23 protein-coding genes are annotated in these 22,915 nt (G+C 71.2%); 13 read left to right on the top strand and 10 right to left on the bottom strand.

What is annotated here, in order from left to right; all coding sequences use genetic code 11:
- Nucleotides 1–39 precede the first annotated feature (39 nt).
- On the top strand, nt 40–870 hold the full coding sequence (locus tag ACIPPM_RS21475; RefSeq protein WP_401450201.1) for a hypothetical protein: 831 nt from the start codon (nt 40–42) through the stop codon (nt 868–870).
- On the opposite strand, the gene ACIPPM_RS21480 is transcribed toward ACIPPM_RS21475, so the two are convergent.
- Entirely contained in the window at nt 867–2,567 is a 1,701-nt protein-coding gene (locus tag ACIPPM_RS21480) for a hypothetical protein (protein ID WP_401450204.1), read from the bottom strand. The genes ACIPPM_RS21475 and ACIPPM_RS21480 overlap by 4 nt on opposite strands.
- Nucleotides 2,568–2,808: 241 nt before the next feature.
- Here ACIPPM_RS21480 and radA point away from each other — a divergent pair, with 241 nt between their 5' ends.
- Both radA and disA read left to right on the top strand, forming a co-directional pair.
- Nucleotides 2,809–4,218: a DNA repair protein RadA gene (gene radA, locus ACIPPM_RS21485; protein WP_401450207.1), complete on the top strand. Its 1,410-nt coding sequence runs from the start codon at nt 2,809–2,811 to the stop codon at nt 4,216–4,218.
- An 80-nt stretch (nt 4,219–4,298) separates the two neighbouring features.
- Nucleotides 4,299–5,423, top strand: coding sequence for a DNA integrity scanning diadenylate cyclase DisA (disA, locus tag ACIPPM_RS21490; protein WP_393593788.1), 1,125 nt, complete (start codon nt 4,299–4,301; stop codon nt 5,421–5,423).
- A gap of 91 nt (nt 5,424–5,514) precedes the next feature.
- Here the strand turns inward: disA and ACIPPM_RS21495 are convergent, their stop codons facing one another.
- Complete coding sequence (locus ACIPPM_RS21495) at nt 5,515–6,363, bottom strand: hypothetical protein (protein WP_401450210.1); 849 nt, start codon at nt 6,361–6,363, stop codon at nt 5,515–5,517.
- Between the two features lie 181 nt (nt 6,364–6,544).
- Here ACIPPM_RS21495 and ACIPPM_RS21500 point away from each other — a divergent pair, with 181 nt between their 5' ends.
- The 5 genes from ACIPPM_RS21500 (at nt 6,545) to cseC (ending at nt 10,965) form a co-directional block, all read left to right on the top strand.
- Nucleotides 6,545–7,420 carry an A/G-specific adenine glycosylase gene (locus ACIPPM_RS21500; RefSeq protein WP_389004408.1) on the top strand — a complete coding sequence of 292 codons (876 nt, stop codon included), beginning with the start codon at nt 6,545–6,547 and terminating at the stop codon, nt 7,418–7,420.
- A 270-nt stretch (nt 7,421–7,690) separates the two neighbouring features.
- On the top strand, nt 7,691–8,230 hold the full coding sequence (locus ACIPPM_RS21505; protein WP_393593793.1) for a SigE family RNA polymerase sigma factor: 540 nt from the start codon (nt 7,691–7,693) through the stop codon (nt 8,228–8,230).
- Complete coding sequence (locus ACIPPM_RS21510; protein WP_401450213.1) at nt 8,218–8,871, top strand: hypothetical protein; 654 nt, start codon at nt 8,218–8,220, stop codon at nt 8,869–8,871. Before ACIPPM_RS21505 ends, ACIPPM_RS21510 begins: the two co-directional genes overlap by 13 nt.
- Nucleotides 8,872–8,925: 54 nt before the next feature.
- Nucleotides 8,926–9,630 (top strand): two-component system response regulator CseB, encoded by a 705-nt coding sequence (cseB, locus tag ACIPPM_RS21515; RefSeq protein ID WP_401450216.1) that lies wholly within the window; start codon nt 8,926–8,928, stop codon nt 9,628–9,630.
- Between the two features lie 3 nt (nt 9,631–9,633).
- Entirely contained in the window at nt 9,634–10,965 is a 1,332-nt protein-coding gene (gene cseC, locus ACIPPM_RS21520; RefSeq protein WP_401450219.1) for a two-component system sensor histidine kinase CseC, read from the top strand.
- A 257-nt stretch (nt 10,966–11,222) separates the two neighbouring features.
- Here cseC and ACIPPM_RS21525 read toward each other — a convergent pair whose 3' ends face one another.
- Complete coding sequence (locus tag ACIPPM_RS21525; protein ID WP_401450222.1) at nt 11,223–12,815, bottom strand: MDR family MFS transporter; 1,593 nt, start codon at nt 12,813–12,815, stop codon at nt 11,223–11,225.
- Between the two features lie 122 nt (nt 12,816–12,937).
- Here ACIPPM_RS21525 and ACIPPM_RS21530 point away from each other — a divergent pair, with 122 nt between their 5' ends.
- Nucleotides 12,938–13,537: a TetR/AcrR family transcriptional regulator gene (locus tag ACIPPM_RS21530; RefSeq protein WP_401450224.1), complete on the top strand. Its 600-nt coding sequence runs from the start codon at nt 12,938–12,940 to the stop codon at nt 13,535–13,537.
- Between the two features lie 66 nt (nt 13,538–13,603).
- Here the strand turns inward: ACIPPM_RS21530 and ACIPPM_RS21535 are convergent, their stop codons facing one another.
- On the bottom strand, nt 13,604–14,149 hold the full coding sequence (locus ACIPPM_RS21535; RefSeq protein ID WP_401450226.1) for a M23 family metallopeptidase: 546 nt from the start codon (nt 14,147–14,149) through the stop codon (nt 13,604–13,606).
- Between the two features lie 441 nt (nt 14,150–14,590).
- Here ACIPPM_RS21535 and ACIPPM_RS21540 point away from each other — a divergent pair, with 441 nt between their 5' ends.
- The 3 genes from ACIPPM_RS21540 to ACIPPM_RS21550 are packed head-to-tail and all read left to right on the top strand — an operon-like array spanning nt 14,591 to nt 16,751.
- On the top strand, nt 14,591–15,184 hold the full coding sequence (locus ACIPPM_RS21540) for an HAD family acid phosphatase (RefSeq protein WP_401450227.1): 594 nt from the start codon (nt 14,591–14,593) through the stop codon (nt 15,182–15,184).
- 32 nt (nt 15,185–15,216) lie between these two features.
- Complete coding sequence (locus ACIPPM_RS21545; RefSeq protein ID WP_401450229.1) at nt 15,217–16,209, top strand: NACHT domain-containing protein; 993 nt, start codon at nt 15,217–15,219, stop codon at nt 16,207–16,209.
- Between the two features lie 11 nt (nt 16,210–16,220).
- Entirely contained in the window at nt 16,221–16,751 is a 531-nt protein-coding gene (locus ACIPPM_RS21550; RefSeq protein WP_401450231.1) for a hypothetical protein, read from the top strand.
- Between the two features lie 73 nt (nt 16,752–16,824).
- Here ACIPPM_RS21550 and ACIPPM_RS21555 read toward each other — a convergent pair whose 3' ends face one another.
- On the bottom strand, nt 16,825–19,350 hold the full coding sequence (locus tag ACIPPM_RS21555) for an ATP-dependent Clp protease ATP-binding subunit (RefSeq protein ID WP_401450232.1): 2,526 nt from the start codon (nt 19,348–19,350) through the stop codon (nt 16,825–16,827).
- Nucleotides 19,351–19,780: 430 nt separating this feature from the next.
- Here ACIPPM_RS21555 and ACIPPM_RS21560 point away from each other — a divergent pair, with 430 nt between their 5' ends.
- Nucleotides 19,781–20,458 carry an SCO3374 family protein gene (locus tag ACIPPM_RS21560; RefSeq protein WP_401450234.1) on the top strand — a complete coding sequence of 226 codons (678 nt, stop codon included), beginning with the start codon at nt 19,781–19,783 and terminating at the stop codon, nt 20,456–20,458.
- Here ACIPPM_RS21560 and ACIPPM_RS21565 read toward each other — a convergent pair.
- The 5 genes from ACIPPM_RS21565 to ACIPPM_RS21585 all read right to left on the bottom strand — a co-directional run bounded on the left by ACIPPM_RS21565 (nt 20,437) and on the right by ACIPPM_RS21585 (nt 22,897).
- Nucleotides 20,437–20,772: an Lsr2 family protein gene (locus tag ACIPPM_RS21565; protein WP_401450237.1), complete on the bottom strand. Its 336-nt coding sequence runs from the start codon at nt 20,770–20,772 to the stop codon at nt 20,437–20,439. The genes ACIPPM_RS21560 and ACIPPM_RS21565 overlap by 22 nt on opposite strands.
- A gap of 203 nt (nt 20,773–20,975) precedes the next feature.
- The gene (locus ACIPPM_RS21570) at nt 20,976–21,509 is read right to left on the bottom strand and encodes an amino-acid N-acetyltransferase (protein ID WP_401450239.1); all 534 of its coding nucleotides are present in this window, start codon (nt 21,507–21,509) and stop codon (nt 20,976–20,978) included.
- Nucleotides 21,510–21,518: 9 nt separating this feature from the next.
- Complete coding sequence (locus ACIPPM_RS21575; protein WP_401450242.1) at nt 21,519–21,914, bottom strand: BlaI/MecI/CopY family transcriptional regulator; 396 nt, start codon at nt 21,912–21,914, stop codon at nt 21,519–21,521.
- A gap of 65 nt (nt 21,915–21,979) precedes the next feature.
- A complete protein-coding gene (locus ACIPPM_RS21580) occupies nt 21,980–22,156 on the bottom strand; it encodes a hypothetical protein (protein WP_401450244.1) in 177 nt (58 codons plus the stop codon).
- 78 nt (nt 22,157–22,234) lie between these two features.
- Nucleotides 22,235–22,897, bottom strand: coding sequence for a hypothetical protein (locus tag ACIPPM_RS21585; protein ID WP_401451447.1), 663 nt, complete (start codon nt 22,895–22,897; stop codon nt 22,235–22,237).
- Nucleotides 22,898–22,915: the final 18 nt, after the last annotated feature.

Below are 22,915 nucleotides of genomic sequence, written 5' to 3' on the forward strand. Positions count from 1 at the left end.
CGGTGCCCGGACGACCCGGACGCGACTTACCCTGGACGGGTGCCAAAGACGAAAAAGGCTAAGGCCACCAAGCCTGACAAGCCGACCAAGTCGCGCAAAGCCGACAAGGCCCTCAAGGACGACGAGAAGGGCCTCGACTTCGCGCGCGCGTGGGTGGAGTTCCCCGACCCCGCCGACGACGAGCAGATCTTCCGCTGCGACCTGACCTGGCTGACCTCCCGCTGGACCTGCATCTTCGGCCAGGGCTGCCAGGGCATCCAGGCGGGCCGCGCGGCCGACGGCTGCTGCACGCTGGGCGCGCACTTCTCCGACGAGGACGACGAGAAGCGGGTCGCGGAGCACGTGGCCCGGCTCACCCCGGACATCTGGCAGCACCACGACGAGGGTCTGGAAGGCGGCTGGGTCTCGGAGGACGAGGAGGGCTCACGGCAGACGCGCCCCTTCGAGGGCTCGTGCATCTTCCAGAACCGGCCCGGCTTCGAGGGCGGTGCGGGCTGCTCGCTGCACATCCTGGCGCTCAAGGAGGGCCGGGAGCCGCTGGAGACCAAGCCGGACGTGTGCTGGCAGCTGCCGATCCGGCGCACCTACGACTGGATCGACCGCCCGGACGACACGCGCGTGCTCCAGGTGTCCATCGGCGAGTACGACCGCCGCGGCTGGGGTCCGGGCGGGCACGACCTGCACTGGTGGTGCACCTCGGCCACCTCGGCGCACGGCGCGGGCGACCCGGTCTACGTCTCCTACCGGGCCGAGCTGACCGAGCTGATGGGCAAGGCGGGCTACGACCGGCTGGTCGAGCTGTGCGAGCAGCGGCTGGCGTCCCAGCTGCCGCTGGTGGCCCCGCACCCGGCCGACCCGAGCCGGGATTAGCTGTCGGTAGGACTCGGGGTGTCCTCGTCGCTGGGCGGCGGGGACGACTCCGGCGGGTCGGACGGGGACGGGTCGGTCGGATCGGGGTCGGGGTCCGGGCTCGGGGAGGCACTGGACGGCGGCGGTGACGGGCTGGGCGGCGGGGTCGAGGGCGGCGGTGTCGGCGTCGTCGGGCCGTGGCTCGGGGGTGCGGGCGGCGGGGTCGAGGGGACCGGGCCGTAGCCGTCAATGGTGACGACGGCGCCCGCCGGGGCGATGGCCACGCGGGCCCGCCAGCGGCCGGAGGGCTCGCGCAGATGGTCGACGTACACCTTGACCGTCACCGTGTCGCCGGGGTCGAGGGTGCCGGTGGACCGGCTGAGGTAGAGCCAGGGCGCGGCGGTGGTCGCGGACCAGCGCACCGGGGCGTCGCCGGAGGCCCTGAGGGTGATCAGCGTGGTGTCGCCGTGGTGGGCGGCGGTGACCGCGAGCTGTCCGGCGCCCTTCTCCCCGGCGCCGTTGACGCTGACGACCTCCACGGAGACGTCCGGCTTGCCGTCCTCGGAGTGGCGGATGCCGGGGCGCACGTCGGCGTTGCCCGCGTTCTGGTACCCGCCCGCCGGGTCGCCGCCGAGCGCGCCGGGGCCGTCCGCCTCGCGGGCGGTGGCGGGGCTGTCGTCCCCGCCGATCGCGGGCGCGCCCCGGTAGGCGGCCCACAGGGCGAGCACCGGGGCGGCGACGACGGTGGCGACGACGGTCGTGGTGACGGCACGCGCGCGGAGCTTGTCGCGGCGGGCCGCGCGGTCCTTGGGGTCCATCGGGAAGCCACGCCGGTTGAACCGCGGCACGGCGGCGGACCGGGCGCGCGGCGGGTGCGCGAGCGCGGTGTGCAGGGCGGTGCGGGGCGCCGGGAGGACGGGCAGTTCGGCGGGGGTGACCGCGGCGCCGGGCCAGCGGCCGGGGACCGCGCGCTCGGCGGTGCGGCGGCAGCGCGGGCAGTCGTCGACATGCCGGACCAGCTCGCGGCGCAGGGCCGCGCTGAGCATGAGCTGGCTGTCGCCGGTGAGGTGGGCCACGCTCGGGCAGCCCCCGGTCTCCACCACGGCGAGCGCGGCGCGGGTGCGTTCGACCTCGCAGGCGGCGGAGGCCAGCAGTTCGCGGGCGGCGGCGGGCTCCAGGCCGAGCACCGCGGCGACCTCGGGGGCGGCCAGCTTGTGCCGGACGGCCAGCTCCAGCGCCTCGCGCTGCTCGGGCGTGGTCCCGGCCGCCTCCGGCCAGGCCAGCAGGGCGAGTTCGCGGCGGCGCAGCTCCCGCACCTCGGCGGGCGGCGCGGCTTCGGGCGCCGGGGTGCCGGGGCCGGAGCGGCCCGCGGCGTGGGTGGCCTGGCGGGTGCGGCGGGCCTCGGCGAGGCCGCGCAGACAGGCCCAGCGGGCCAGGGCGTACAGCCAGGCGCGGCGGTCGCCGGGGGTCTGCGGGTCGCGGCGGCCGCGCCGTTCGGCGATGACAAGGACCTCGCCCAGGGCGGCGGTGGCCGCGTCGTGGTCGCAGAGCACCGACAGACAGTAGGTGAACAGGCCGTCCAGATACGCCTCGTGGCGCGTCGACGCCCGCTGGGCGATGTTCCGCGCCGCGGATCGGTCGCGCGCCTCCCGGTGCGCCCGTTGCGCCCGGTGTGCGCCGGTGGTGCGGGTCGTGGTGTCCGGAGTGCTGCTCATCACCCGTGCGACCGTAGGCGTCGACGGAGTGCCCCTTCTTGCACCTTGAGCACTTTTAATCCGTACGGGTGAAACGATCCCTCATAAGGGGACACCGGCCTCCGGGGAGCGGGCGCGAACCCGGTGGGCGGCATCCGGAACCATCCGCTCCGCGTGCGCCCCGATGCCCCGGCGTGCGCCCGGCTCGCACGCCCTCCACGGGTGGGCGGCGGGCGTTGTCAGTGGCGGGGGCTACGGTTTCCGCATGGCCACCCGTACCAAGTCCGCCAAGGAGCGTCCGTCCTACCGCTGCACCGAGTGCGGCTGGCAGGCGGCCAAGTGGCTCGGCCGCTGCCCCGAGTGCCAGGCGTGGGGCACGGTCGAGGAGTACGGCACGCCCGCGGTGCGTACGACCGCGCCGGGCCGCGTCACCAGCTCCGCCCTGCCCATCGGCCAGGTCGACGTCCGCCGGGCCACCGCCCGCGGCACCGGCGTCCCGGAGCTGGACCGGGTGCTCGGCGGCGGACTCGTACCCGGCGCCGTGGTGCTGCTCGCGGGCGAGCCGGGCGTCGGCAAGTCCACGCTGCTCCTGGACGTGGCGGCGAAGTCGGCGAGCGAGGAGCACCCCACGCTCTATGTGACCGGTGAGGAGTCGGCGAGCCAGGTCCGGCTGCGCGCCGACCGCATCGGCGCCCTGCACGAGCACCTCTATCTCGCCGCCGAGACCGATCTGGCCGCCGTCCTCGGCCACTTGGACGCGGTGAAGCCCTCCCTGCTGATCCTGGACTCGGTGCAGACGGTCGCCTCCCCCGAGATCGACGGCGCCCCCGGCGGCATGGCCCAGGTCCGCGAGGTGGCCGGTGCCCTGATCCGCGCCTCCAAGGAGCGCGGCATGGCCACCCTGCTGGTCGGCCACGTCACCAAGGACGGCGCCATCGCGGGCCCCCGCCTGCTGGAGCACCTGGTCGACGTCGTCCTGCACTTCGAGGGCGACCGGCACGCCCGGCTGCGCCTGGTCCGCGGCATGAAGAACCGGTACGGGGCGACGGACGAGGTCGGCTGCTTCGAGCTGCACGACGAGGGCATCACCGGCCTCGCCGACCCCAGCGGCCTCTTCCTCACCCGGCGCGCCGAGCCGGTGCCCGGCACCTGTCTGACCGTGACGTTGGAGGGGCGCCGCCCGCTGGTGGCCGAGGTCCAGGCGCTGACCGTGGACTCCCAGATCCCCTCGCCCCGCCGCACCACCTCCGGCCTGGAGACCTCCCGGGTCTCGATGATGCTGGCGGTGCTGGAGCAGCGCGGCCGGATCAGCGCGCTCGGCAAGCGGGACATCTACTCCGCGACCGTGGGCGGGGTGAAGCTGTCGGAGCCCGCGGCCGACCTGGCCATCGCGCTGGCGCTCGCCTCGGCGGCCAGCGACACCCCGCTGCCGAACAACCTGGTCGCCATCGGTGAGGTGGGTCTCGCGGGTGAGGTCAGACGCGTCACAGGGGTGCAGCGCAGGCTCGCGGAGGCGGCCCGGCTGGGCTTCACGCACGCGCTCGTACCGGCCGATCCGGGCAAGGTCCCGGCCGGGATGAAGGTCGTGGAGGTCGCCGACATGGGCGACGCGCTGCGGGTGCTGCCCCGCTCCCGTCGCCGAGAGGCCCCGCGGGAGACGGAGGACCGCCGGTAGACTTTGCGCAGGTCTCGCCCGTCCGTGCGAAACGCGTGCCGTGACGGAAGCGCGTCAGAACCTGCGACCGGAGGAGTGCAGTGGCAGCCAACGACCGGGCAGCAGCTCCCGGAAAGTCCGGTGGGAGTGCCGGTACCGATGGCCTGATGCGCGCCTCGCTGAGCGCCGTGGCTCCGGGCACACCCCTGCGAGACGGTCTGGAGCGGGTCCTGCGCGGCAACACCGGCGGCCTGATCCTGCTCGGCTGGGACAAGACGGTCGAGGCGATGTGCACCGGCGGTTTCGTGCTGGACGTGGAGTTCACCGCGACCCGGCTGCGCGAGCTGTGCAAGCTCGACGGCGGCATCGTGCTCTCCTCGGACCTGTCGAAGATCCTGCGCGCGGGCGTCCAGCTGGTCCCGGACCCCACGATCCCCACCGAGGAGACCGGCACCCGGCACCGCACCGCCGACCGCGTCTCCAAGCAGGTCGGCTTCCCCGTGGTCTCGGTGTCCCAGTCGATGCGGCTGATCGCGCTGTACGTCGGCGGTCAGCGCCGGGTCCTGGAGGACTCGGCGGCGATCCTGTCCCGCGCGAACCAGGCACTGGCCACGCTGGAGCGGTACAAGCTCCGCCTGGACGAGGTCGCGGGCACGCTGTCGGCGCTGGAGATCGAGGACCTGGTGACGGTCCGGGACGTCTCCGCGGTCGCGCAGCGCCTGGAGATGGTCCGACGCATCGCCACCGAGATCGCGGAGTACGTGGTCGAGCTGGGCACGGACGGGCGGCTGCTGGCTCTCCAGTTGGAGGAGCTGATCGCGGGAGTCGAGCCCGACCGTGAGCTGGTCGTCCGGGACTACGTGCCCGAGCCGACGGCGAAGCGGTCGCGCACGGTGGAGGAGGCGCTGTTCGAGCTGGACGCGCTGAGCCATGCGGAGCTGCTCGAACTGGGCACCGTGGCGCGGGGGATGGGGTACACCGCGTCTCCCGAGTCGCTGGACTCCGCGGTGTCGCCGCGTGGGTTCCGGTTGCTGGCGAAGGTTCCCCGGCTGCCGGGGGCGATCATCGATCGGCTGGTGGAGCACTTCGGCGGGTTGCAGAAGCTGCTCGCCGCCAGCGTGGATGACCTGCAGGCTGTGGACGGGGTCGGAGAGGCTCGGGCCCGCAGTGTGCGGGAGGGGCTCTCGCGGCTGGCCGAGTCCTCCATTTTGGAGCGGTACGTCTAGTTTTCGGGTGCGGGTGCGTTGTGGCTGGTCGCGCAGTTCCCCGCGCCCCTAAAAGCACGACCCCTCGCGCCCGCTGAAGTGCCCGTTGCCTCTAGTCCGCCGACAGGACGAAGGACGTCTGGGTCTTCGTGAAGCCCGGGGCCTTCGCCTCCAGGAGGTAGGTGCCCGGCTTGGCCTTGCCCGCGGGTGGGGTGGCGCACTCGGGGGCGCTCGGGTGGCGGTCCCACTTCACCGTGTAGGTGATGCTCTCGTCGGCCGGGACCCGGAAGACCAGGCTCTTGGTGCCCTTGGGGCAGTCGTCCGACGCCCAGTACGGGTCGTCGCCGTCGGCCGGGGTGATCGCCAGAACCGCGTGCTCGGGGCCGAGGTCGACCTTGCAGTCACCGGACGAGCCGTTGCGCACGACGAGTTCGAAGGTGGGGGTCTCGTCGGGCGAGTAGGAGTTCTGCTTGCTGCGCAGGCTCACCGTGACCTTGCCGGGGGCGCAAGCGGGGAGCGGGGAGGACGCGGCCAGCGCGTCGCCCGCGCCGACACTGCCGCCGCCCGTACCCGACGCCGAGCCCGAACCGCCCGTACCCGAACCGGAGTCACCGCCGGAACCGCCGTCGCCGGAGCCGTCCGAGCCGGAGCCGTCACCGGACCCGTCGCCCGAACCACCGTCTCCCGCACCGCCGTCACCGGAGCCGCCACTGCCCGACTCGTCGCGCCCGCCCGGGTGTTGGCTGATCGCGGGGCCGGACGCGGAGGGGCCCGGTGTGATCGTGGACGCGGGATTCTTGCCGTCGGGACCGTTGGCGCCGTTCTTGCCGCCCCCGCCTCCCGACACGACGATCCAGGTGACCACGAGCGCCAACAGGGCGATCACGGACACGATGACGACCCTCCGTCGCCAGTAGATGGAGGAGGGAAGCGGCCCGACCGGATTGCGCAGAGATCCCACGCGGGAACTCTACGAGAGATCATGCCCACGACTCGCGTCCCCCGCCGCCCTCGCACCAACTTTTCCGGATCATCATCCCGGTAACTTCCCTCGCACACCGGCACCTTGCGCCCAGCGCGACGCTCCGTGTGCGGGCGGTGACCCCTCCGGTCCGTGCCAGGCGTGGCAGGATCGGAAGGCCATGACTGAGAAGCTTCACGCCCCAGTGATCGACTGGTTCGACGCCCACGCCCGCGACCTCCCCTGGCGCCGCCCGGAGGCGGGGCCGTGGGGCGTGATGGTCAGTGAGTTCATGCTCCAGCAGACTCCGGTCAGCCGGGTGCTGCCCGTCTACGAACAGTGGCTCGCCCGCTGGCCCCGCCCGGCCGACCTGGCGAAGGAGCCGCCGGGCGAGGCGGTGCGCGCCTGGGGCCGGCTGGGCTACCCGCGCCGCGCGCTCCGGCTGCACGGCGCGGCCGTCGCCATAACGGAGCGGCACGGCGGTGACGTACCCACCGACCACGCCCAATTGCTGGCGCTGCCCGGCATCGGGGAGTACACCGCCGCCGCCGTGGCCTCCTTCGCCTACGGGCAGCGGCATCCGGTGCTGGACACCAATGTGCGCCGGGTCTTCGCGCGGGCGGTGACGGGGGTGCGCTACCCGCCGAACGCCACCACGGCCGCCGAGCGCAGGCTGGCCCGTGAGCTGCTGCCCGCCGAGGACGGCACGGCCGCTCGCTGGGCGGCCGCCTCCATGGAGCTGGGCGCGCTGGTGTGCACGGCGAAGAACGAGGAGTGCCACCGCTGTCCGATCGCCGCGCAGTGCGCCTGGCGGCTCGCGGGCAAGCCGGAGCACGAGGGTCCGCCCCGGCGCGGTCAGACGTACGCGGGCACCGACCGCCAGGTGCGCGGGAAGCTGCTCGCGGTGCTGCGGGACGCGCATGTGCCGGTGCCGCAGCAGGCGCTGGACCGGGTGTGGCACGAGCCGGTGCAGCGGGCCCGCGCGCTGGACGGGCTCGTCACGGACGGTCTGGTGGAGCCACTGCCGGGCGGCCTGTACCGGCTGCCGCTGAGCTGACCCACAGCGACGTCACAGCGCACGGGCCGACCGTCACGACCCGGCTCGCCCAACAAAACATCCCTTAAGGGGACATGGCGGGCGCGCTCCCGTTCCCCGACCCACCGCTGTTACACAACCGACGGACAGCCGAGGGCCGGCCGCTGGCTGCTTCGGACAGCTCCGTGACAACCGCTCCGTAACTTCGTCCCGTGCCCGGCGGACCACCGGGCCGTGGAAGAGGGCCCCCGGCGTGAGCCGGGGCTACGGGGAGACGGAAGGCGGTCGGTCATGGCGCAGGGCGAGGTGCTCGAGTTCGAGGAGTACGTACGGACCCGGCAGGACGCGCTGCTGCGCAGTGCCCGTCGGCTGGTGCCGGACCCGGTGGACGCGCAGGACCTGCTCCAGACCGCGCTGGCCCGGACGTACGGGCGCTGGGAGGGCATCGCCGACAAGCGGCTCGCCGACGCCTATCTGCGCCGCGTCATGATCAACACCCGGACGGAGTGGTGGCGGGCGCGCAAGCTGGAGGAAGTACCGACCGAGCAGCTCCCGGAGGGCCCGGTGTCGGACTCCACCGAGCAGTACGCCGACCGGGCCCTGCTGATGGACATCCTCAAGGTGCTCGCTCCCAAGCAGCGAAGTGTCGTGGTGCTGCGACACTGGGAGCAGATGTCCACGGAAGAGACGGCCGCGGCCCTCGGCATGTCCGCGGGCACGGTCAAGAGCACGCTGCACCGGGCGCTCGCCCGGCTCCGCGAGGAGCTGGAGTCCCGCGATCTGGAGGCACGCGCGCTGGAGCGTGAGGAGCGGGAGCGTTGCGCGGCCTGAACGGGGGGCCCAGACGTGTCCGAGGCGTACGCGCGGTGAGCCTGGCGGTGGCCGGGATCGCCGCCGTCGGCCTTTCCGCGACCGCCTGCGGCGCCGGTGGCACCGGTGCGCGGGACGAGGGTCCGGCGCACGCCTCCGCCGTGGCCGGTGCCGCGCCCGCCTCCCCCGCCCCGAGCCCGGCGGCGGGCTATCACCGCGTCGACGCGGTGAGCCTGCTGAAGCGGGACCCGGCGGTCTCGGCCGCCGTCAAGCACGAGCTGAAGCCGTGCGGCAGCGGCGACGACTACCCGGTGGACGTCTCCTACGGCGATCTGACCGACGCGGACCGTTCGGACGTCGTGGTCAACGTGCTGACCTGCGCCGACGCGGTGGGGATCGGCGCATACGTCTACCGGGAGACGGACGGCTCGTACCGGAACGTGTTCAAGGCCGAGGAGTCGCCGGTCTACGCGGAGATCGACCAGGGCGTGCTGACCCTGACCAAGCAGGTGTACAGCAAGGGAGACCCCATCTCCAGCCCGTCCGGCGAGGACGTGATCCCGTACAAGTGGAAGACGGGCCGGTTCACGCCCGGCAAGCCCGTGCACACGGACTACAGCGGAGCGGTGGGCCACGAGCCGTCCCCCGTGCCGGGCGACTGACGCGGCGCCGCGGCCGCGAGGACCACGAGGACCACGAGGACTGAGAGCACCCGGATGCCAGAGCACACGCACGTCCTGTTCGTCGAGGACGACGACGTCATCCGCGAGGCCACCCAGCTCGCCCTGGAGCGGGACGGCTTCGCGGTCACCGCCATGCCAGACGGGCTGTCGGGGCTCGCGGCGTTCCGCGCCGACCGCCCGGACATCGCGCTGCTGGACGTGATGGTGCCGGGGCTCGACGGGGTCAGCCTGTGCCGCCGCATCCGGGACGAGTCGACGGTGCCGGTGATCATGCTGTCGGCGCGGGCGGACTCCATCGACGTGGTGCTGGGGCTGGAGGCGGGCGCCGACGACTATGTGACCAAGCCGTTCGACGGGGCGGTGCTGGTGGCCCGTATCCGGGCGGTGCTGCGCCGCTTCGGGCACGCCGGGCACCCGGCGGGGGCCCGGACGGACGCCTCGGCGGCCACCGACGGGGTGCTGACCTTCGGCGAGCTGGAGGTGGACACCGACGGCATGGAGGTACGGCGGGCCGGAGAGCCGGTGGCGCTCACCCCGACCGAGATGCGGCTGCTACTGGAGTTCTCCGGCGCGCCGGGCACCGTGCTCTCCCGCGACAAGCTGCTGGAGCGGGTCTGGGACTACGGCTGGGGCGGGGACACCCGCGTGGTCGACGTGCATGTGCAGCGGCTGCGGCAGAAGATCGGCCAGGACCGGATCGAGACGGTCCGCGGCTTCGGCTACAAGCTGCGGGGCTGAGTCGTGCGCAGCGTTTTCCGACGTCCGGTGCGGCGGGTCGCGGGCGTGGGCCTGCGCACCGGTCTGCGGTGGAAGCTGAGCGCGGCCATCGCGCTGGTCGCGGGGCTGGTGGCGATCGCGCTGAGCCTGGTCGTGCACAACGCGGCCCGGGTCTCGATGCTGGACAACGCCCGTGACCTGGCCAACCAACGGGTCCAGCTCGCCCAGCGCAACTACGAGCTGGCCGGGCGGCCCAACTTCCCCAGCATCAAGATCGACGACCCCACGATGCCGGCCGAGCTGCGGCACAAGGTGGAGGAGGGGCGCCGGGCCAGTTACGTCAGCGACACGGGCAGCGGCGAGCCGGACATCTGGGCCGCGGTACCGGTCAAGAACGGCCATGTGCTCTCCCTCCACGGCGCCTTCCCGGACAAGTCCGCGGATGTGCTGGCCGACCTCGACCGGGCGCTGCTCATCGGCTCCATCGCGGTGGTGCTCGGCGGCAGCGCGCTCGGTGTGGTGATCGGCGGCCAGCTCTCCCGGCGGCTGCGCAAGGCCGCGGTGGCCGCGAACCAGCTCGCGACCGGCGAGACCGACGTACGGGTACGGGAGGCCATCGGCGGAGTCGTACGGGACGAGGCCGACGACCTCGCCCGCGCGGTGGACGCGATGGCGGACGCGCTGCGCCAGCGGCTGGAGGCGGAACGGCGGGTCACCGCGGACATCGCGCACGAGCTGCGCACCCCGGTGACGGGCCTGCTCACGGCGGCCGAGCTGCTGCCGCCCGGCCGTCCCACCGAGCTGGTCCTCGACCGGGCCAAGGCGATGCGCAAGCTGGTGGAGGACGTGCTGGAGGTGGCCCGGCTGGACGGCGCCTCCGAGCGGGCCGAGCTGCAGGACCTCATGCTGGGCGAGTTCGTGGCCCGGCGGGTGGCGGCGAAGGACCCGGACATCACCGTACGGGTGGTGCACGAGTCGGTGGTCACCACCGACCCGCGCAGGCTGGAGCGGGTGCTGCTCAACCTGCTGACCAACGCCGCGCGGCACGGCGAGCCGCCCATCGAGGTGACCGTCGAGGGCCGGGTGATCCGGATACGCGACCACGGCCCCGGCTTCCCCGAGGAACTCCTCGCGGAGGGCCCGCTGCGCTTCCGTACCGGCAGCGAGGACCGCGCCGGTCAGGGCCACGGCCTCGGCCTCACCATCGCCGCCGGACAGGCCCGCGTGCTCGGCGCCCGCCTCACCTTCCGCAACATCCGCCCCCTCGGCGAGGGCGCGGTGGCCGTCCTCTGGCTCCCCGAACACGCCCCCACGGCCACCGGCAGCTACACGGTCCCGCCGACCTTGCGGAGCTGAGGCGCCCCGGCTTTGGTGCGCCACGGAGACACGTGGAGGTCGGCGGTGTCGCGTCCTGGGCAGACCGGGATTCCACCGGCGACGGAGACACGCGAGCGGCCGGAGCCCGCAGATCGGCGGAAGACAGGACGGACTGGGTCCCGAGCAGGCGCCGGATGGCGCCTGTGCCGACCACCGGTCGGGGGCCGCCGACGCCCGCCGGATCGCCGAAGGCCCCCCGACCGGTGGTCGGGGGGCCTTCTGCGGAGCCGGGGTGGTCAGACCGCCTCGATCACCGGCGCCGGGATCGCGTCCGTGGGCTCGGTGGACGGCTTCGCGGGGCCGCCGCGCAGCGGGACCTCCTTGACGAAGACGGCCGCGACGAGGACCACGACGGCGATGGCGGAGCCGAGGAGGAACGCGGAGTGCGTGCCCGCGGACACCGCGTGCTGGTACGCCTCCCGCGCCGCGGCGGGCAGCTTGGCGAGGCTGGCCGCGTCGAGCTGGGCGGACCTCTCGGTGACGCCCTTGCCCAGCGCACCGGCGCGCTCGCTCATGACGTCCTGCACCCGGTTGTTGAACAGGGCGCCCATGACGGCCACACCGAAGGACGAGCCGAGGGTGCGGAACAGGGTGGCGGAGGAGGACGCGACGCCCATGTCCTTCATCTCCACGCTGTTCTGCGCGACCAGCATGGTCACCTGCATCAGGCAGCCCATGCCCGCGCCGACCACGGCCATGTAGATCCCGGAGGTCAGCCGGGTGGTGTCGGTGTCCATCGTGGACATCAGGTACAGCCCGATGATCATCAGCACGCCACCGGCCACGGGGAAGACCTTGTAGCGGCCGCTGTTCGTGGTGACCCGGCCCGCGACCATCGAGGTCACCAGCATCGCGCCGAGCATCGGCAGGAGCAGCAGCCCGGAGTTGGTGGCGGAGGCGCCCTGCACGGCCTGCTGGTACAGCGGCAAGAAGAGCGTCGCGCCGAACATCACGAAGCCGGTGACGAAGCCGATGACGGACATCAGGGTGAAGTTCAGGCTCTGGAAGATGTGCAGCGGCAGCACCGGCTCGGCGGCCTTGGTCTGCCAGAACACGAACCCGACCAGCGAGACCACGCCGAGGGCGGTCAGCTCCATGATCCGCGCGGACGACCAGGCGTACTCGGTGCCGCCCCAGGTGGTGACCAGCACGATCGCGGTGATGCCGACGGTCAGCAGGACCACGCCGAGGTAGTCGATGCCCGCCTTGGCCCGCTTCTTCGGCAGGTGCAGCACGGCCGAGACCAGCGCCAGCGCGACCGCGCCGAGCGGCAGGTTGATGTAGAAGGTCCAGCGCCAGCCCCAGTTGTCGGTGATGGTGCCACCGACCAGCGGGCCGCCGATCATCGCCAGCGCCATGACGCCGGCCATCATGCCCTGGTACTTGCCGCGCTCACGCGGCGGGATCAGGTCGCCGATGATCGCCATGACGCCGACCATCAGACCACCGGCGCCCAGGCCCTGAACGGCCCGGAACGCGATCAGCTCGCCCATGCCCTGGGCCATGCCGCTCAGCGCGGAGCCGATCAGGAAGATCACGATCGAGCCGAGGAAGGCGCCCTTGCGCCCGTACATGTCACCGATCTTGCCCCAGACCGGGGTCGAGGCCGCGGTGGCGAGGGTGTACCCCGTCACGACCCAGGACAGGTGCTCGAGCCCGCCCAGATCGCCCACGATGGTGGGCATCGCGGTGCCCACGATCATGTTGTCGAGCATCGCCAGCATCATGGCGATCATGAGCGCGAGCAGAACCACTCGTACGCTCTTCGGCTGCTTCTCCGGCTGCTCGGGCTCCGCCTGGCCCGCTGCGGCCTTCTGCGTGTCCGCCATCTCTCCCACTCCCCCTGGCGACCGCTACTTACTTGTCGCCCGGCTAGTTCACTACACTGGAAGGTAGCCTGCCACTAGCCGGGCGTCAAGTAAGTTTCCGCGGGAGCAGGGGGAGTACGAGGATGGGCGACACCATGGACGGCACCAAGCAGCAGCGCCGCGGGAACACCCGCCAGCGCATCCAGGACGTCGCGCTCGAACTCTTCGCGGAACAGGGCTACGAGAAGACCTCGCTGCGCGAGATCGCCGAGCACCTCGACGTCACCAAGGCGGCTCTCTACTACCACTTCAAGACGAAGGAGGAGATCATCGTCAGCCTCTTCGAGGATCTGACGCAGCCGATCGAGGAGCTGATCGAGTGGGGCCGCAGCCAGCCGCACACCCTGGAGACCAAGCAGGAGATCGTACGGCGCTACAGCGCGGCGCTGGCCGGGGCGCAGCCGCTCTTCCGGTTCATGCAGGAGAACCAGGCGACGGTGCGGGAACTGCGCATCGGGGACACGTTCAAGGAACGGATGAAGGGTCTCCGGGAGATCATCATCGACCCGGACGCCGAGATGGTGGACCAGGTCCGTTCCATCAGCGCGCTCTTCACCCTGCACGCCGGGATGTTTCTGCTGGTGGACCTGGAAGGCGACCCCGAGAAGAAGCGCGAAGCGGTTCTCGAAGTCGCCGTGGATCTGGTGACGCAGGCGCACGAGGGCGCCCGCGGCAGGAAGTAGTCCGGACATCCGTGGTCCGGACTACCGTCGGTGGCCACTGAGGGCCGGGGGCCGGGGGCCCAGGGCTCAGACGTGGACGCCGTGGGCCTTCAGGAAGTTCACCGGGTTGACGGCCGAGCCGTAGTTCGGCGTCTTGCGGATCTCGAAGTGCAGGTGCGGGCCGGTGGAGTTACCGGTGCTGCCCGACTTGGCTATGTGCTGGCCGGTCTTGACGACCTGGCCGATCTTGACGTCGACGCGCGACAGGTGGGCGTACTGCGAGTACAGACCGTTGCCGTGCTTGATGACGATGGCGTTGCCGTACGCGGGACCGTCACCGGCGCCGTTCGGGCCGGCCTTGACGACGGTGCCGCCGTGGGCCGCGAGGACCTCGGTGCCGGTGGGCACCGCGAAGTCCTGACCGCTGTGCTTGTGGGCCCAGTGGCTGCCGCCCTGGTCGAAGCTGGCGGAGAGGGTGTACTTCTTCACCGGGTCGACCCAGGAGGTCGCGGAGGCGGAGGCGGCGCTGGCAACCCCGCCACCCAGCACGGCCGCGCCACCGACAGCGGCGGCCAGGACGGCCACGCGAGTGCGGAGCGCGGACGTACGGACAGACGTGGAACGCTTGAACATCGATACCTCGTGAACTCGGAGACAGAGAGCCACCCGGCGTACGGATGTTTCACCGTGTGCCGGGCGGGACTCCACATTGGTAACCCACCGCCCCATCCGGGTTCAAAGGGCCCATCTACGGCACGAGGTAGTAGAAGTATCTGAAATCGGTCATCTCTTGACAGGCCGGGCACCCCGACGGGACCAGGCGGTACGGCCTGCCGGTATCACTCTGGGTTTCGACGTGTACGTCTAGGTTTGCCCCGGTTTGGAATACCACTATCCCGGCTAGTACCGGACATTTCGCCTGTGCGGCATGTCACCGGCGGGGGAGATCGCGGGCCCCATAAATGTGACGCCCGCCTCTAGCAACCTACCGTCCGGTAACCCTACGGTTCCCCTCGCGCCACCCGCTCCGCAGAGCATGCACTGCACCGTACGGACGCGAGAGGACCCTCCTTCATGACCAGACGCCCCTGGGCGCGCCGGACCGCCGCCGTCGCCGTCTCCACCGCCGCGCTCACCGCGCTCGCCGCCCCCGCCGAGGCCGCGCCCACGGCCGCCGCCGTCGACTACGCCACCTGGCAGCGGGACTGCGGGCGGGTGATGGACGAGGCGCTCCCCTACATCCAGAGCCGCGCGGCCTCCAGTGCCACCGAGAAGCAGGCCATCGTCCTGGACGTGGACAACACCACCCTGGAGACCGACTTCGGCTTCCACTACCCCCAGCCCGCCAACCGCCCCGTCCTGAAGGTCGCCCAGTACGCCCAGGACCACGGCGTCGCCCTCTTCTTCGTCACGGCCCGGCCCGGCATCCTGCACTGGCCCACGTCCTACAACCTGGAACACGACGGCTACCGCGTCACCGACCTGCGCGTACGCGGCCTCACGGACCTCTTCAAGGACGTCGCCGCCTACAAGACCGCCCAGCGCGCCGACATCGAACGCCAGGGGTACGAAATCATCGCCAACATCGGCAACAGCCCCTCCGACCTGACCGGCGGCCACGCGGAGCGAACCTTCAAACTCCCGGACTACGAGGGCCAGTTGTCCTGACCTGACCGAAATCTCCGGCTAGCCTGAAGAAGGTGTTCCCGACGGACCAGCCCGATGCCGGGCTGGTCCAGCGGCTCGCGGTGTCGGCGGCGACCGGGCGCGTGGCCCATCCGGCGGGCGACATTCCGCTGCGCACCCTCACCCGCCACGGCAAGCAACTCCCCTCTCCCGCCCGCTTCCTGACGGCCGTCGGCTGCCCGCTCGACGGGGCTCAGCCGGAGGGCTGGGAGTACCGGGTGCTGACCTCCGGGCGGGCCTTGGTGCTGATCGACGGCCTGAACGAGGTGCCGGAACGCGAACGGGACATGGCCGTCCCGGAGTTGAGCGAGGAACCCCAACTCCAGCTGTTGCAACGCCTGGCGCACTGGCTGATCCGCAACGGCCGCACCGAACTCGACCGGGACCGCGCGGAATCCATCATCACGGAGGGCCTCCCGGCCGTCCCGGCCGCGTCGGCCCTGGGAGACGCGGCAGCCGTACTACGCCACTTCCTGGTCCGCACCGGCCTCCTGATCGCCCCCTCCCCCGACGCCCCCCACTTCGTCCACCGCACCTTCCAGGACTACCTCGGCGCCCGAGCAGCCGTGGAGGCAGGCGTCTTGGCAATGGCTTGCCTGGAACACGCGACGGAACTGGACCCAGCGATGCGCACGCGGGTGCAGAACCTGGCCCGGAGGCTGCTGCCGCCCCGGACAGTGGAGGAAGCGAGGGAACTGGCCCTCGCAGGGCCACGGGTGTGGGAGCTGCTGCCGGGCCCAGAGGGCCTGTCGGACGAGCAGGCGGAGGCAGTGACCGCCACAGCGGCTCTGGTGGGCACGGACGCCGCGGTGCCGCTGCCGGCAAAGTACGCCTCCCATCCCGCGCAGCGCGTGCGGGGCACTTTGATGCGAGCTTGGGAGTATTTCGATTCGTCCGGATACGCCGATGAAGTGCTGGCGCGTGTGGACTCCGACGACTTCTACGTCCCCGCTTCCTCTCGGGACGCCTTGGACGCCTGCCTCGACTCGGACCACGGTCACAGCTGACCTTCATCGGAATGCACCGCCTGCCGGACATCCTGCGGGTGCTGCCGCAGGGCGTGCGAAAGATCGGCCTGGCGGAGAATTCCTCACTTCGCGATCTGCGACCCCTTGCTTCCCTCCACTCACTGGATCGCGTCGGCTTCCGGCAATGCCCCCAGGTGGACGACCTGTCCCCGCTCATGGACTTGAGCCTCACCAAGTTGTACGTGCACGTCGTAGGCGCGGCCTCAGGTCTCGAACGTCTCACCACATTGCGAGAGCTGACCGTCAGGACCGTTCTCCCCGCAGGACTGCGTAATCTGCCCCACAATGCCTCCCTGCGCACGCTGCGAGTGGACGGTCTCAGGGGACTGAGCGACTGGCCGATGCTGGAGCAATTGGATCCCTTCGGGAATGACGAACTACTGCACCGGCTCTGTCCGAACCTGAGAACTGCCCACCTCGGCACGTCTCATTACGGCATGGTCCTGGACGTGAGCACGTACGCAGAAGACTTCCCGGGCGTCGAGGTAAAGGCCCCACGCACCCGCCCCTATGCCCTCTGAAAACACCAAAAAAGGGGGCCGGTGCCCATTGGCACCGGCCCCCTTTTTCGGACCTACGCGAACCCCCGGAGGGCTACGCGTCCTTGCTCAGGTTCGGACCCGCGCCGCCCGCGGCCTGCTCGATCGGCGGGGCGTCCGGGAGGGCGGCCTTCTCTTCGCCTCGGAAGGTGAAGGTCTGGTTGTCGCCCTCGCCCTCGGTGTCCACGACCACGATGTGGCCGGGGCGCAGCTCGCCGAAGAGGATCTTCTCCGAGAGGGTGTCCTCGACCTCGCGCTGGATCGTGCGACGCAGCGGACGCGCGCCCAGCACCGGGTCGTAGCCCTTCTTGGAGAGCAGCTCCTTGGCGGACTGGGAGAGCTCGATGCCCATGTCCCGGTCCTTCAGGCGCTCGTCCACCTTGCCGATCATCAGGTCGACGATCCGGAGGATGTCGGCCTGGGTCAGCTGCGGGAAGACGACCACGTCGTCGACGCGGTTGAGGAACTCGGGGCGGAAGTGCTGCTTCAGCTCGTCCGACACCTTGTTCTTCATGCGCTCGTAGTTGGTCTTCGTGTCGCCGGAGGCGGCGAAGCCCAGGTTGAAGCCCTTGGAGATGTCCCGCGTGCCGAGGTTGGTCGTCATGATGATGACCGTGTTCTTGAAGTCCACGACCCGGCCCTGGGAGTCGGTCAGGCGACCGTCCTCCAGGATCTGCAGCAGCGAGTTGAAGATGTCCGGGTGGGCCTTCTCGACCTCGTCGAAGAGGACGACGGAGAACGGCTTGCGGCGCACCTTCTCGGTGAGCTGGCCGCCCTCCTCGTAGCCGACGTAGCCGGGGGGCGAACCGAAGAGCCGCGAGACCGTGTGCTTCTCGCTGAACTCCGACATGTCGAGGGAGATCAGCGCGTCCTCGTCGCCGAAGAGGAACTCGGCGAGCGCCTTGGACAGCTCGGTCTTACCGACACCGGACGGACCGGCGAAGATGAACGAGCCACCGGGACGCTTCGGGTCCTTCAGACCGGCGCGGGTACGGCGGATCGCCTTGGAAAGCGCCTTGACGGCGTCGACCTGGCCGATGACCCGCTTGTGCAGCTCCTCCTCCATGCGGAGCAGGCGGCTGGACTCCTCCTCGGTCAGCTTGAAGACCGGGATGCCCGTGGCGGTGGCGAGGACCTCGGCGATCAGCTCGCCGTCGACCTCGGCGACGACGTCCATGTCGCCGGCCTTCCACTCCTTCTCCCGCTTGGCCTTGGCGGCCAGGAGCTGCTTCTCCTTGTCCCGCAGGGAGGCGGCCTTCTCGAAGTCCTGCGAGTCGATCGCGGACTCCTTGTCCCGGCGGACACCGGCGATCTTCTCGTCGAACTCGCGGAGGTCCGGCGGCGCGGTCATCCGGCGGATGCGCATCCGGGAACCGGCCTCGTCGATCAGGTCGATCGCCTTGTCGGGGAGGAAGCGGTCCGAGATGTACCGGTCGGCCAGGGTGGCGGCCTGGACCAGCGCCTCGTCGGTGATGGAGACGCGGTGGTGCGCCTCGTACCGGTCGCGCAGGCCCTTGAGGATCTCGATCGTGTGCGGCAGCGACGGCTCCGCGACCTGGATGGGCTGGAAGCGGCGCTCGAGGGCCGCGTCCTTCTCCAGGTGCTTGCGGTACTCGTCCAGCGTGGTGGCACCGATGGTCTGGAGCTCACCGCGGGCCAGCATCGGCTTGAGGATGGAGGCGGCGTCGATCGCGCCCTCGGCGGCGCCCGCACCGACCAGCGTGTGCAGCTCGTCGATGAACAGGATGATGTCGCCGCGGGTGCGGATCTCCTTGAGGACCTTCTTCAGGCGCTCCTCGAAGTCACCGCGGTAGCGGGAGCCCGCGACCAGGGCACCGAGGTCCAGGGTGTAGAGGTGCTTGTCCTTGAGGGTCTCGGGCACCTCGCCCTTGACGATGGCCTGGGCGAGGCCCTCGACGACGGCGGTCTTGCCGACGCCGGGCTCACCGATCAGCACCGGGTTGTTCTTCGTACGGCGGGACAGCACCTGCATGACCCGCTCGATCTCCTTCTCGCGCCCGATGACCGGGTCGAGCTTGGTTTCACGAGCGGCCTGGGTGAGGTTCCGGCCGAACTGGTCCAGGACGAGGGAGGTCGAGGGGGTGCCCTCGGCCGGGCCGCCGGCGGTGGCGGTCTCCTTGCCCTGGTAGCCGGAGAGCAGCTGGATGACCTGCTGCCGCACCCGGTTGAGATCCGCTCCCAGCTTGACCAGGACCTGGGCGGCGACGCCCTCGCCCTCACGGATCAGGCCGAGCAGGATGTGCTCGGTGCCGATGTAGTTGTGGCCGAGCTGAAGGGCCTCGCGGAGCGAGAGCTCCAGGACCTTCTTGGCACGGGGGGTGAAGGGGATGTGACCGGACGGGGCCTGCTGGCCCTGACCGATGATCTCCTCCACCTGCTGACGGACCGCCTCAAGCGAAATGCCGAGGCTCTCCAGGGCCTTAGCGGCGACACCTTCACCCTCGTGGATGAGACCCAGGAGGATGTGCTCGGTGCCGATGTAGTTGTGGTTGAGCATCCGGGCTTCTTCCTGAGCCAGGACGACAACCCGCCGCGCGCGGTCGGTGAACCTCTCGAACATCGTTAATCGCTCCTCAGAGCGGTCAGGCAGTGGGGGGAACTTCCCCTCCCTGTCCTTCCGCAGCTTAGTCCCGCAAGCGGGGACCGCTCATTCCAACTGCCGACACCGTCGATGGCCTCCTGACCCCGAACGCCGACATCTGCTCCAACTCGATGGTGCGAGACGATGTTCCCGCAGGCCAGGCAGTTACCCCACTCACCGTTCCGCCGATGGCGAACGTGAGACGGCCTTTCCTGCGTGTCGCCCCCTCCCACTAGGGATGTCTTACCCGCGGTGACCGGCGGTCCATGCCGCGCGCACCGGTTCCCTCCGCTATGGGCGAACAACCTCGCGACTCCCCGTGCGCCCATGTGCTCCCCCTCGCCGCACGCAGCGCGACGGTCCGGACGCTCTGCGTAACTCCGGGAGGGCTTCGGCGGTTGCACCTGGCATGGCTGGCTCAATTCCCCCGGCGGCATCATCCACGGCGTCCCTCCCGGCGTCATCGGCGCTCCCCTTCCCGCGTCCGAGGCGTCCGTCCGGTCCGGCACCCGAAGCGGCGGCCCGGCACTGGTACGAACGCGTGCTGGGCTGGGAGACGGCGCCCGGGGCGCCGCTGCGGCTGGTGACGGGGGTGCGTTTCGACGTGCTGGACGTCCCGGCCGAGGCGGGGGCGGCGGCGCTGCGGCATCTGGCGCCGGATTCCCCGGTGGCCCTCATGGGCGGGCGGATGCGGCTGCTGGTGGCCGCGGGCAGCGCGGAGGAGCTGCCGGGGCTGCTCGACTGGCTGGAGTGGGGCGCGCTGGCGCTGGACCTGCGGGCGCTGGGCGCCGGGGGTCTGCTGGAGGCTCCGGCGCCGCCCGTGCGGGCCGGGGCGGGGCCGCGTCCCGGCGCCGGGCCGGTGGCCGGGGCCTTGCAGGGGGCCGCCGTATGGCTGCGGCCCCCCGAGCCGGGGCGCGATGTGGAGGCCGCGCTGCCCGCGCTGCCGTCCTACGAGGGCGTGGTCGGCGCCCCCGATCTCGTGCGGCTGGTGGACACCGTGGCAGCGCGGTGCCATCGGGTCCGGCTGCGGCGGGTGGGCGCCGAGCCGCCCGTGCGGGGGCGTGATCAGCCGTTGGCCTTCTCGTAGGCCTCGCGAATGGCCGCGGGAACACGGCCGCGGTCGTTCACGTCGTGGCCGTTCTCCTTGGCCCAGGCGCGGATGGCCGCGGTGTCCTGGTTGCCACCGGAAGCGGCGCGGGCCTTGCCCCGGCCACCAGAGGAACGGCCTCCGGTACGACGGCCGCCCTTCACATACGCGTCCAGAAGGCCGCGCAGCTTGTCCGCATTGGCGGTCGTGAGGTCGATCTCGTACGTCTTGCCGTCCAACGCGAACGTCACGGTCTCGTCAGCCTCGCCGCCGTCGAGGTCGTCGACAAGAAGGACCTGAACCTTCTGTGCCACCGGATTTCCTTTCATCGAAAACGTGAGGACGGGGAGGTCCGCGGCGTACGCCGTTTAGCCGCCCCTGTTATATGCAGTGCAGCAGTACGCCGGAAAGCAAACCGCTTTTGCCGGAAAAACACAAACCCTCGGGGAGAGACCACGTACCCTCTCCCGTCCGGAAACGTGCGCGTTTCGGACATAGGGAACCGGGGCATTGGCGATCACAGATGCAGAAGCATCCGACTGTTGCCCAAGGTGTTGGGTTTCACTCGTTCGAGACCGAGGAACTCCGCGACACCCTCGTCATAGGAGCGCAAGAGCTCCGCGTACACATCGGTGTCGACCGGTGTCTCACCGATCTCCACGAAGCCGTGCTTGGTGAAGAAGTCGACTTCGAAGGTCAGACAGAAAACGCGGCTAACGCCGAGCAGGCGCGCGGTCTCCAGCAACTTCCCCAGCAGTCGGTGCCCCACCCCGGCGCCCTTGAGGGCCGGGTTCACCGCGAGGGTGCGGACTTCCGCGAGGTCTTCCCACATGACGTGCAAGGCGCCGCAGCCGACGACCTCGGCGTTGTCGGAGCGTTCCGCGACCCAGAACTCCTGGATGTCCTCGTAAAGGGTGACCGTGGCTTTGTCGAGCAGGATGCGGTCACGCGAGTAGGCGTCGAGGAGTCGACGGACAGCGGGAACATCGCTGGTCCGGGCACGCCGGACGGTGATGGCATTCGCGGAGACTTCGGGGCTCTTCGCTGACATGAGCGGACGCTATCGCCCGTCGGAGTCCTCCACCGAGCCGGGGTTCTCGCGCGTTTGCGGCCCTTGGACGATACGGATGGCGTCGCTGAGGGCCTGGCGCTGTTCCTCGCTCATCATCCCGAAGAAGGCGACGAGAGCGGCGGCCGGGTTGTCGCTCTGGGACCAGGCGTCGTTCATGAGCGCGGCCGCGTAGGCGGCTCTGGTGGAGACGGCCTCATATCGATAGGCGCGGCCTTCCGCCTCACGGCGGACCCAGCCCTTCTGATGAAGATTGTCCAAAACCGTCATGACGGTGGTGTACGCGATCGAGCGTTCCTGCTGGATGTCTTCCAGGACTTCCCGGACGGTCACCGGGCGGTTCCACTTCCACACCCGTGACATGACGGCGTCTTCGAGATCTCCCAAGGGACGAGGCACAAAACAAATAATAGGGGGAGATCCGGTCAAATCGGCGCCGACGTGCGGGCCGCTCAGGCGTCGCCGGGGGCGGTCCGGTGGGCGCTCTCCGCACGGGCGAGGGCGGCGTCGACGGCCGCGTCCTCCTTGCCCTTGGCCGCCCCGCCCTGGGTCTTCACGATCACCCTGACGACACCGATGAAGAAGGCGGCCATGACGAAGGGGGGCACCAGCGCGGAGACGTAGTCCATGGCTCCAGAGTAGCCACGCGGGACGGCCGGGACGGGACGGGGTGGGCGGTTCGGCCCATCCCGTCCCATCGGGCCAGGTCAGCCCGCGGCGAGCTGGTGGGCGTGTTCCTGCCCGGCGGGCGGTGACTGCGGTTTGCGGCGCGGGAAGACCTCGCCGGGGGTGGGGACGGGGCGCTTGGGGGCGGCCGGTTCGGCGGGGCGCTCGCCGGGACGCGGGGCCGGGGGCCGGGCGGGCTCCTCGGCGGGCTTCTGAGCGGCTTCGCCGGACTCGTCGGCCCCGGTGGGCCGGGGCACCTCCGCGCCGCCCGGGAGGGCCAGCAGGCGGGCGCGGGAGGGCGGCGCGGCGGGGGCGGGGACGGTGGGCGTGGTGCCCGCCGCGAAGCGACCGCGGACCCGCTGCTCGACGAGGTCCTGGCAGTGGGCCAGCAGCGCGGCCGCCAGCGGGTTGCCGCGCAGCGCGCGCAGGGCCGCGAGGTCGTCCGGGACGGGCCGGTGCCCGGCGCCGAGCGCCTCCCGGAGCAGGGCGAGGTAGCCGGCCGCGGTGCCGGGCAGAGCGGCGCGGTAGCGGTCCAGGTCGGCCAGGAGGAAGGCGCGCAGGCGAGCCGCTTCGTCCAGTGCCTCGTCGACCGAGTCGGCGAGGCGGAAGCAGTCCTGCACGTCCTCGGCCGAGGCCGTGCCGGGGTGGAGGGCGAGGGCGAGGGCGCGGCGGAGCACACGCAGCTCCTCCGCGCCGAACGCCATGCCGCCGCGAGTTCCGTA

The sequence above is a fragment of the Streptomyces sp. NPDC090119 genome, assembly GCF_044747085.1.
Taxonomy (GTDB): domain Bacteria; phylum Actinomycetota; class Actinomycetes; order Streptomycetales; family Streptomycetaceae; genus Streptomyces.

What these genes read in the sequence shown, in the direction of transcription:
- radA (WP_401450207.1), top strand. Translation starts at nt 2,809, where the DNA reads ATGGCCACCCGTACCAAGTCCGCCAAGGAGCGTCCGTCCTACCGCTGC.
- ACIPPM_RS21500 (WP_389004408.1), top strand. Translation starts at nt 6,545, where the DNA reads ATGACTGAGAAGCTTCACGCCCCAGTGATCGACTGGTTCGACGCCCAC.
- ACIPPM_RS21505 (WP_393593793.1), top strand. Translation starts at nt 7,691, where the DNA reads ATGGCGCAGGGCGAGGTGCTCGAGTTCGAGGAGTACGTACGGACCCGG.
- cseB (WP_401450216.1), top strand. Translation starts at nt 8,926, where the DNA reads ATGCCAGAGCACACGCACGTCCTGTTCGTCGAGGACGACGACGTCATC.
- ACIPPM_RS21525 (WP_401450222.1), bottom strand. Translation starts at nt 12,815, where the DNA reads ATGGCGGACACGCAGAAGGCCGCAGCGGGCCAGGCGGAGCCCGAGCAG.
- ACIPPM_RS21530 (WP_401450224.1), top strand. Translation starts at nt 12,938, where the DNA reads ATGGGCGACACCATGGACGGCACCAAGCAGCAGCGCCGCGGGAACACC.
- ACIPPM_RS21535 (WP_401450226.1), bottom strand. Translation starts at nt 14,149, where the DNA reads ATGTTCAAGCGTTCCACGTCTGTCCGTACGTCCGCGCTCCGCACTCGC.
- ACIPPM_RS21540 (WP_401450227.1), top strand. Translation starts at nt 14,591, where the DNA reads ATGACCAGACGCCCCTGGGCGCGCCGGACCGCCGCCGTCGCCGTCTCC.
- ACIPPM_RS21550 (WP_401450231.1), top strand. Translation starts at nt 16,221, where the DNA reads ATGCACCGCCTGCCGGACATCCTGCGGGTGCTGCCGCAGGGCGTGCGA.
- ACIPPM_RS21555 (WP_401450232.1), bottom strand. Translation starts at nt 19,350, where the DNA reads ATGTTCGAGAGGTTCACCGACCGCGCGCGGCGGGTTGTCGTCCTGGCT.
- ACIPPM_RS21560 (WP_401450234.1), top strand. Translation starts at nt 19,781, where the DNA reads ATGGCTGGCTCAATTCCCCCGGCGGCATCATCCACGGCGTCCCTCCCG.
- ACIPPM_RS21570 (WP_401450239.1), bottom strand. Translation starts at nt 21,509, where the DNA reads ATGTCAGCGAAGAGCCCCGAAGTCTCCGCGAATGCCATCACCGTCCGG.
- ACIPPM_RS21580 (WP_401450244.1), bottom strand. Translation starts at nt 22,156, where the DNA reads ATGGACTACGTCTCCGCGCTGGTGCCCCCCTTCGTCATGGCCGCCTTC.
- ACIPPM_RS21585 (WP_401451447.1), bottom strand. Translation starts at nt 22,897, where the DNA reads ATGGCGTTCGGCGCGGAGGAGCTGCGTGTGCTCCGCCGCGCCCTCGCC.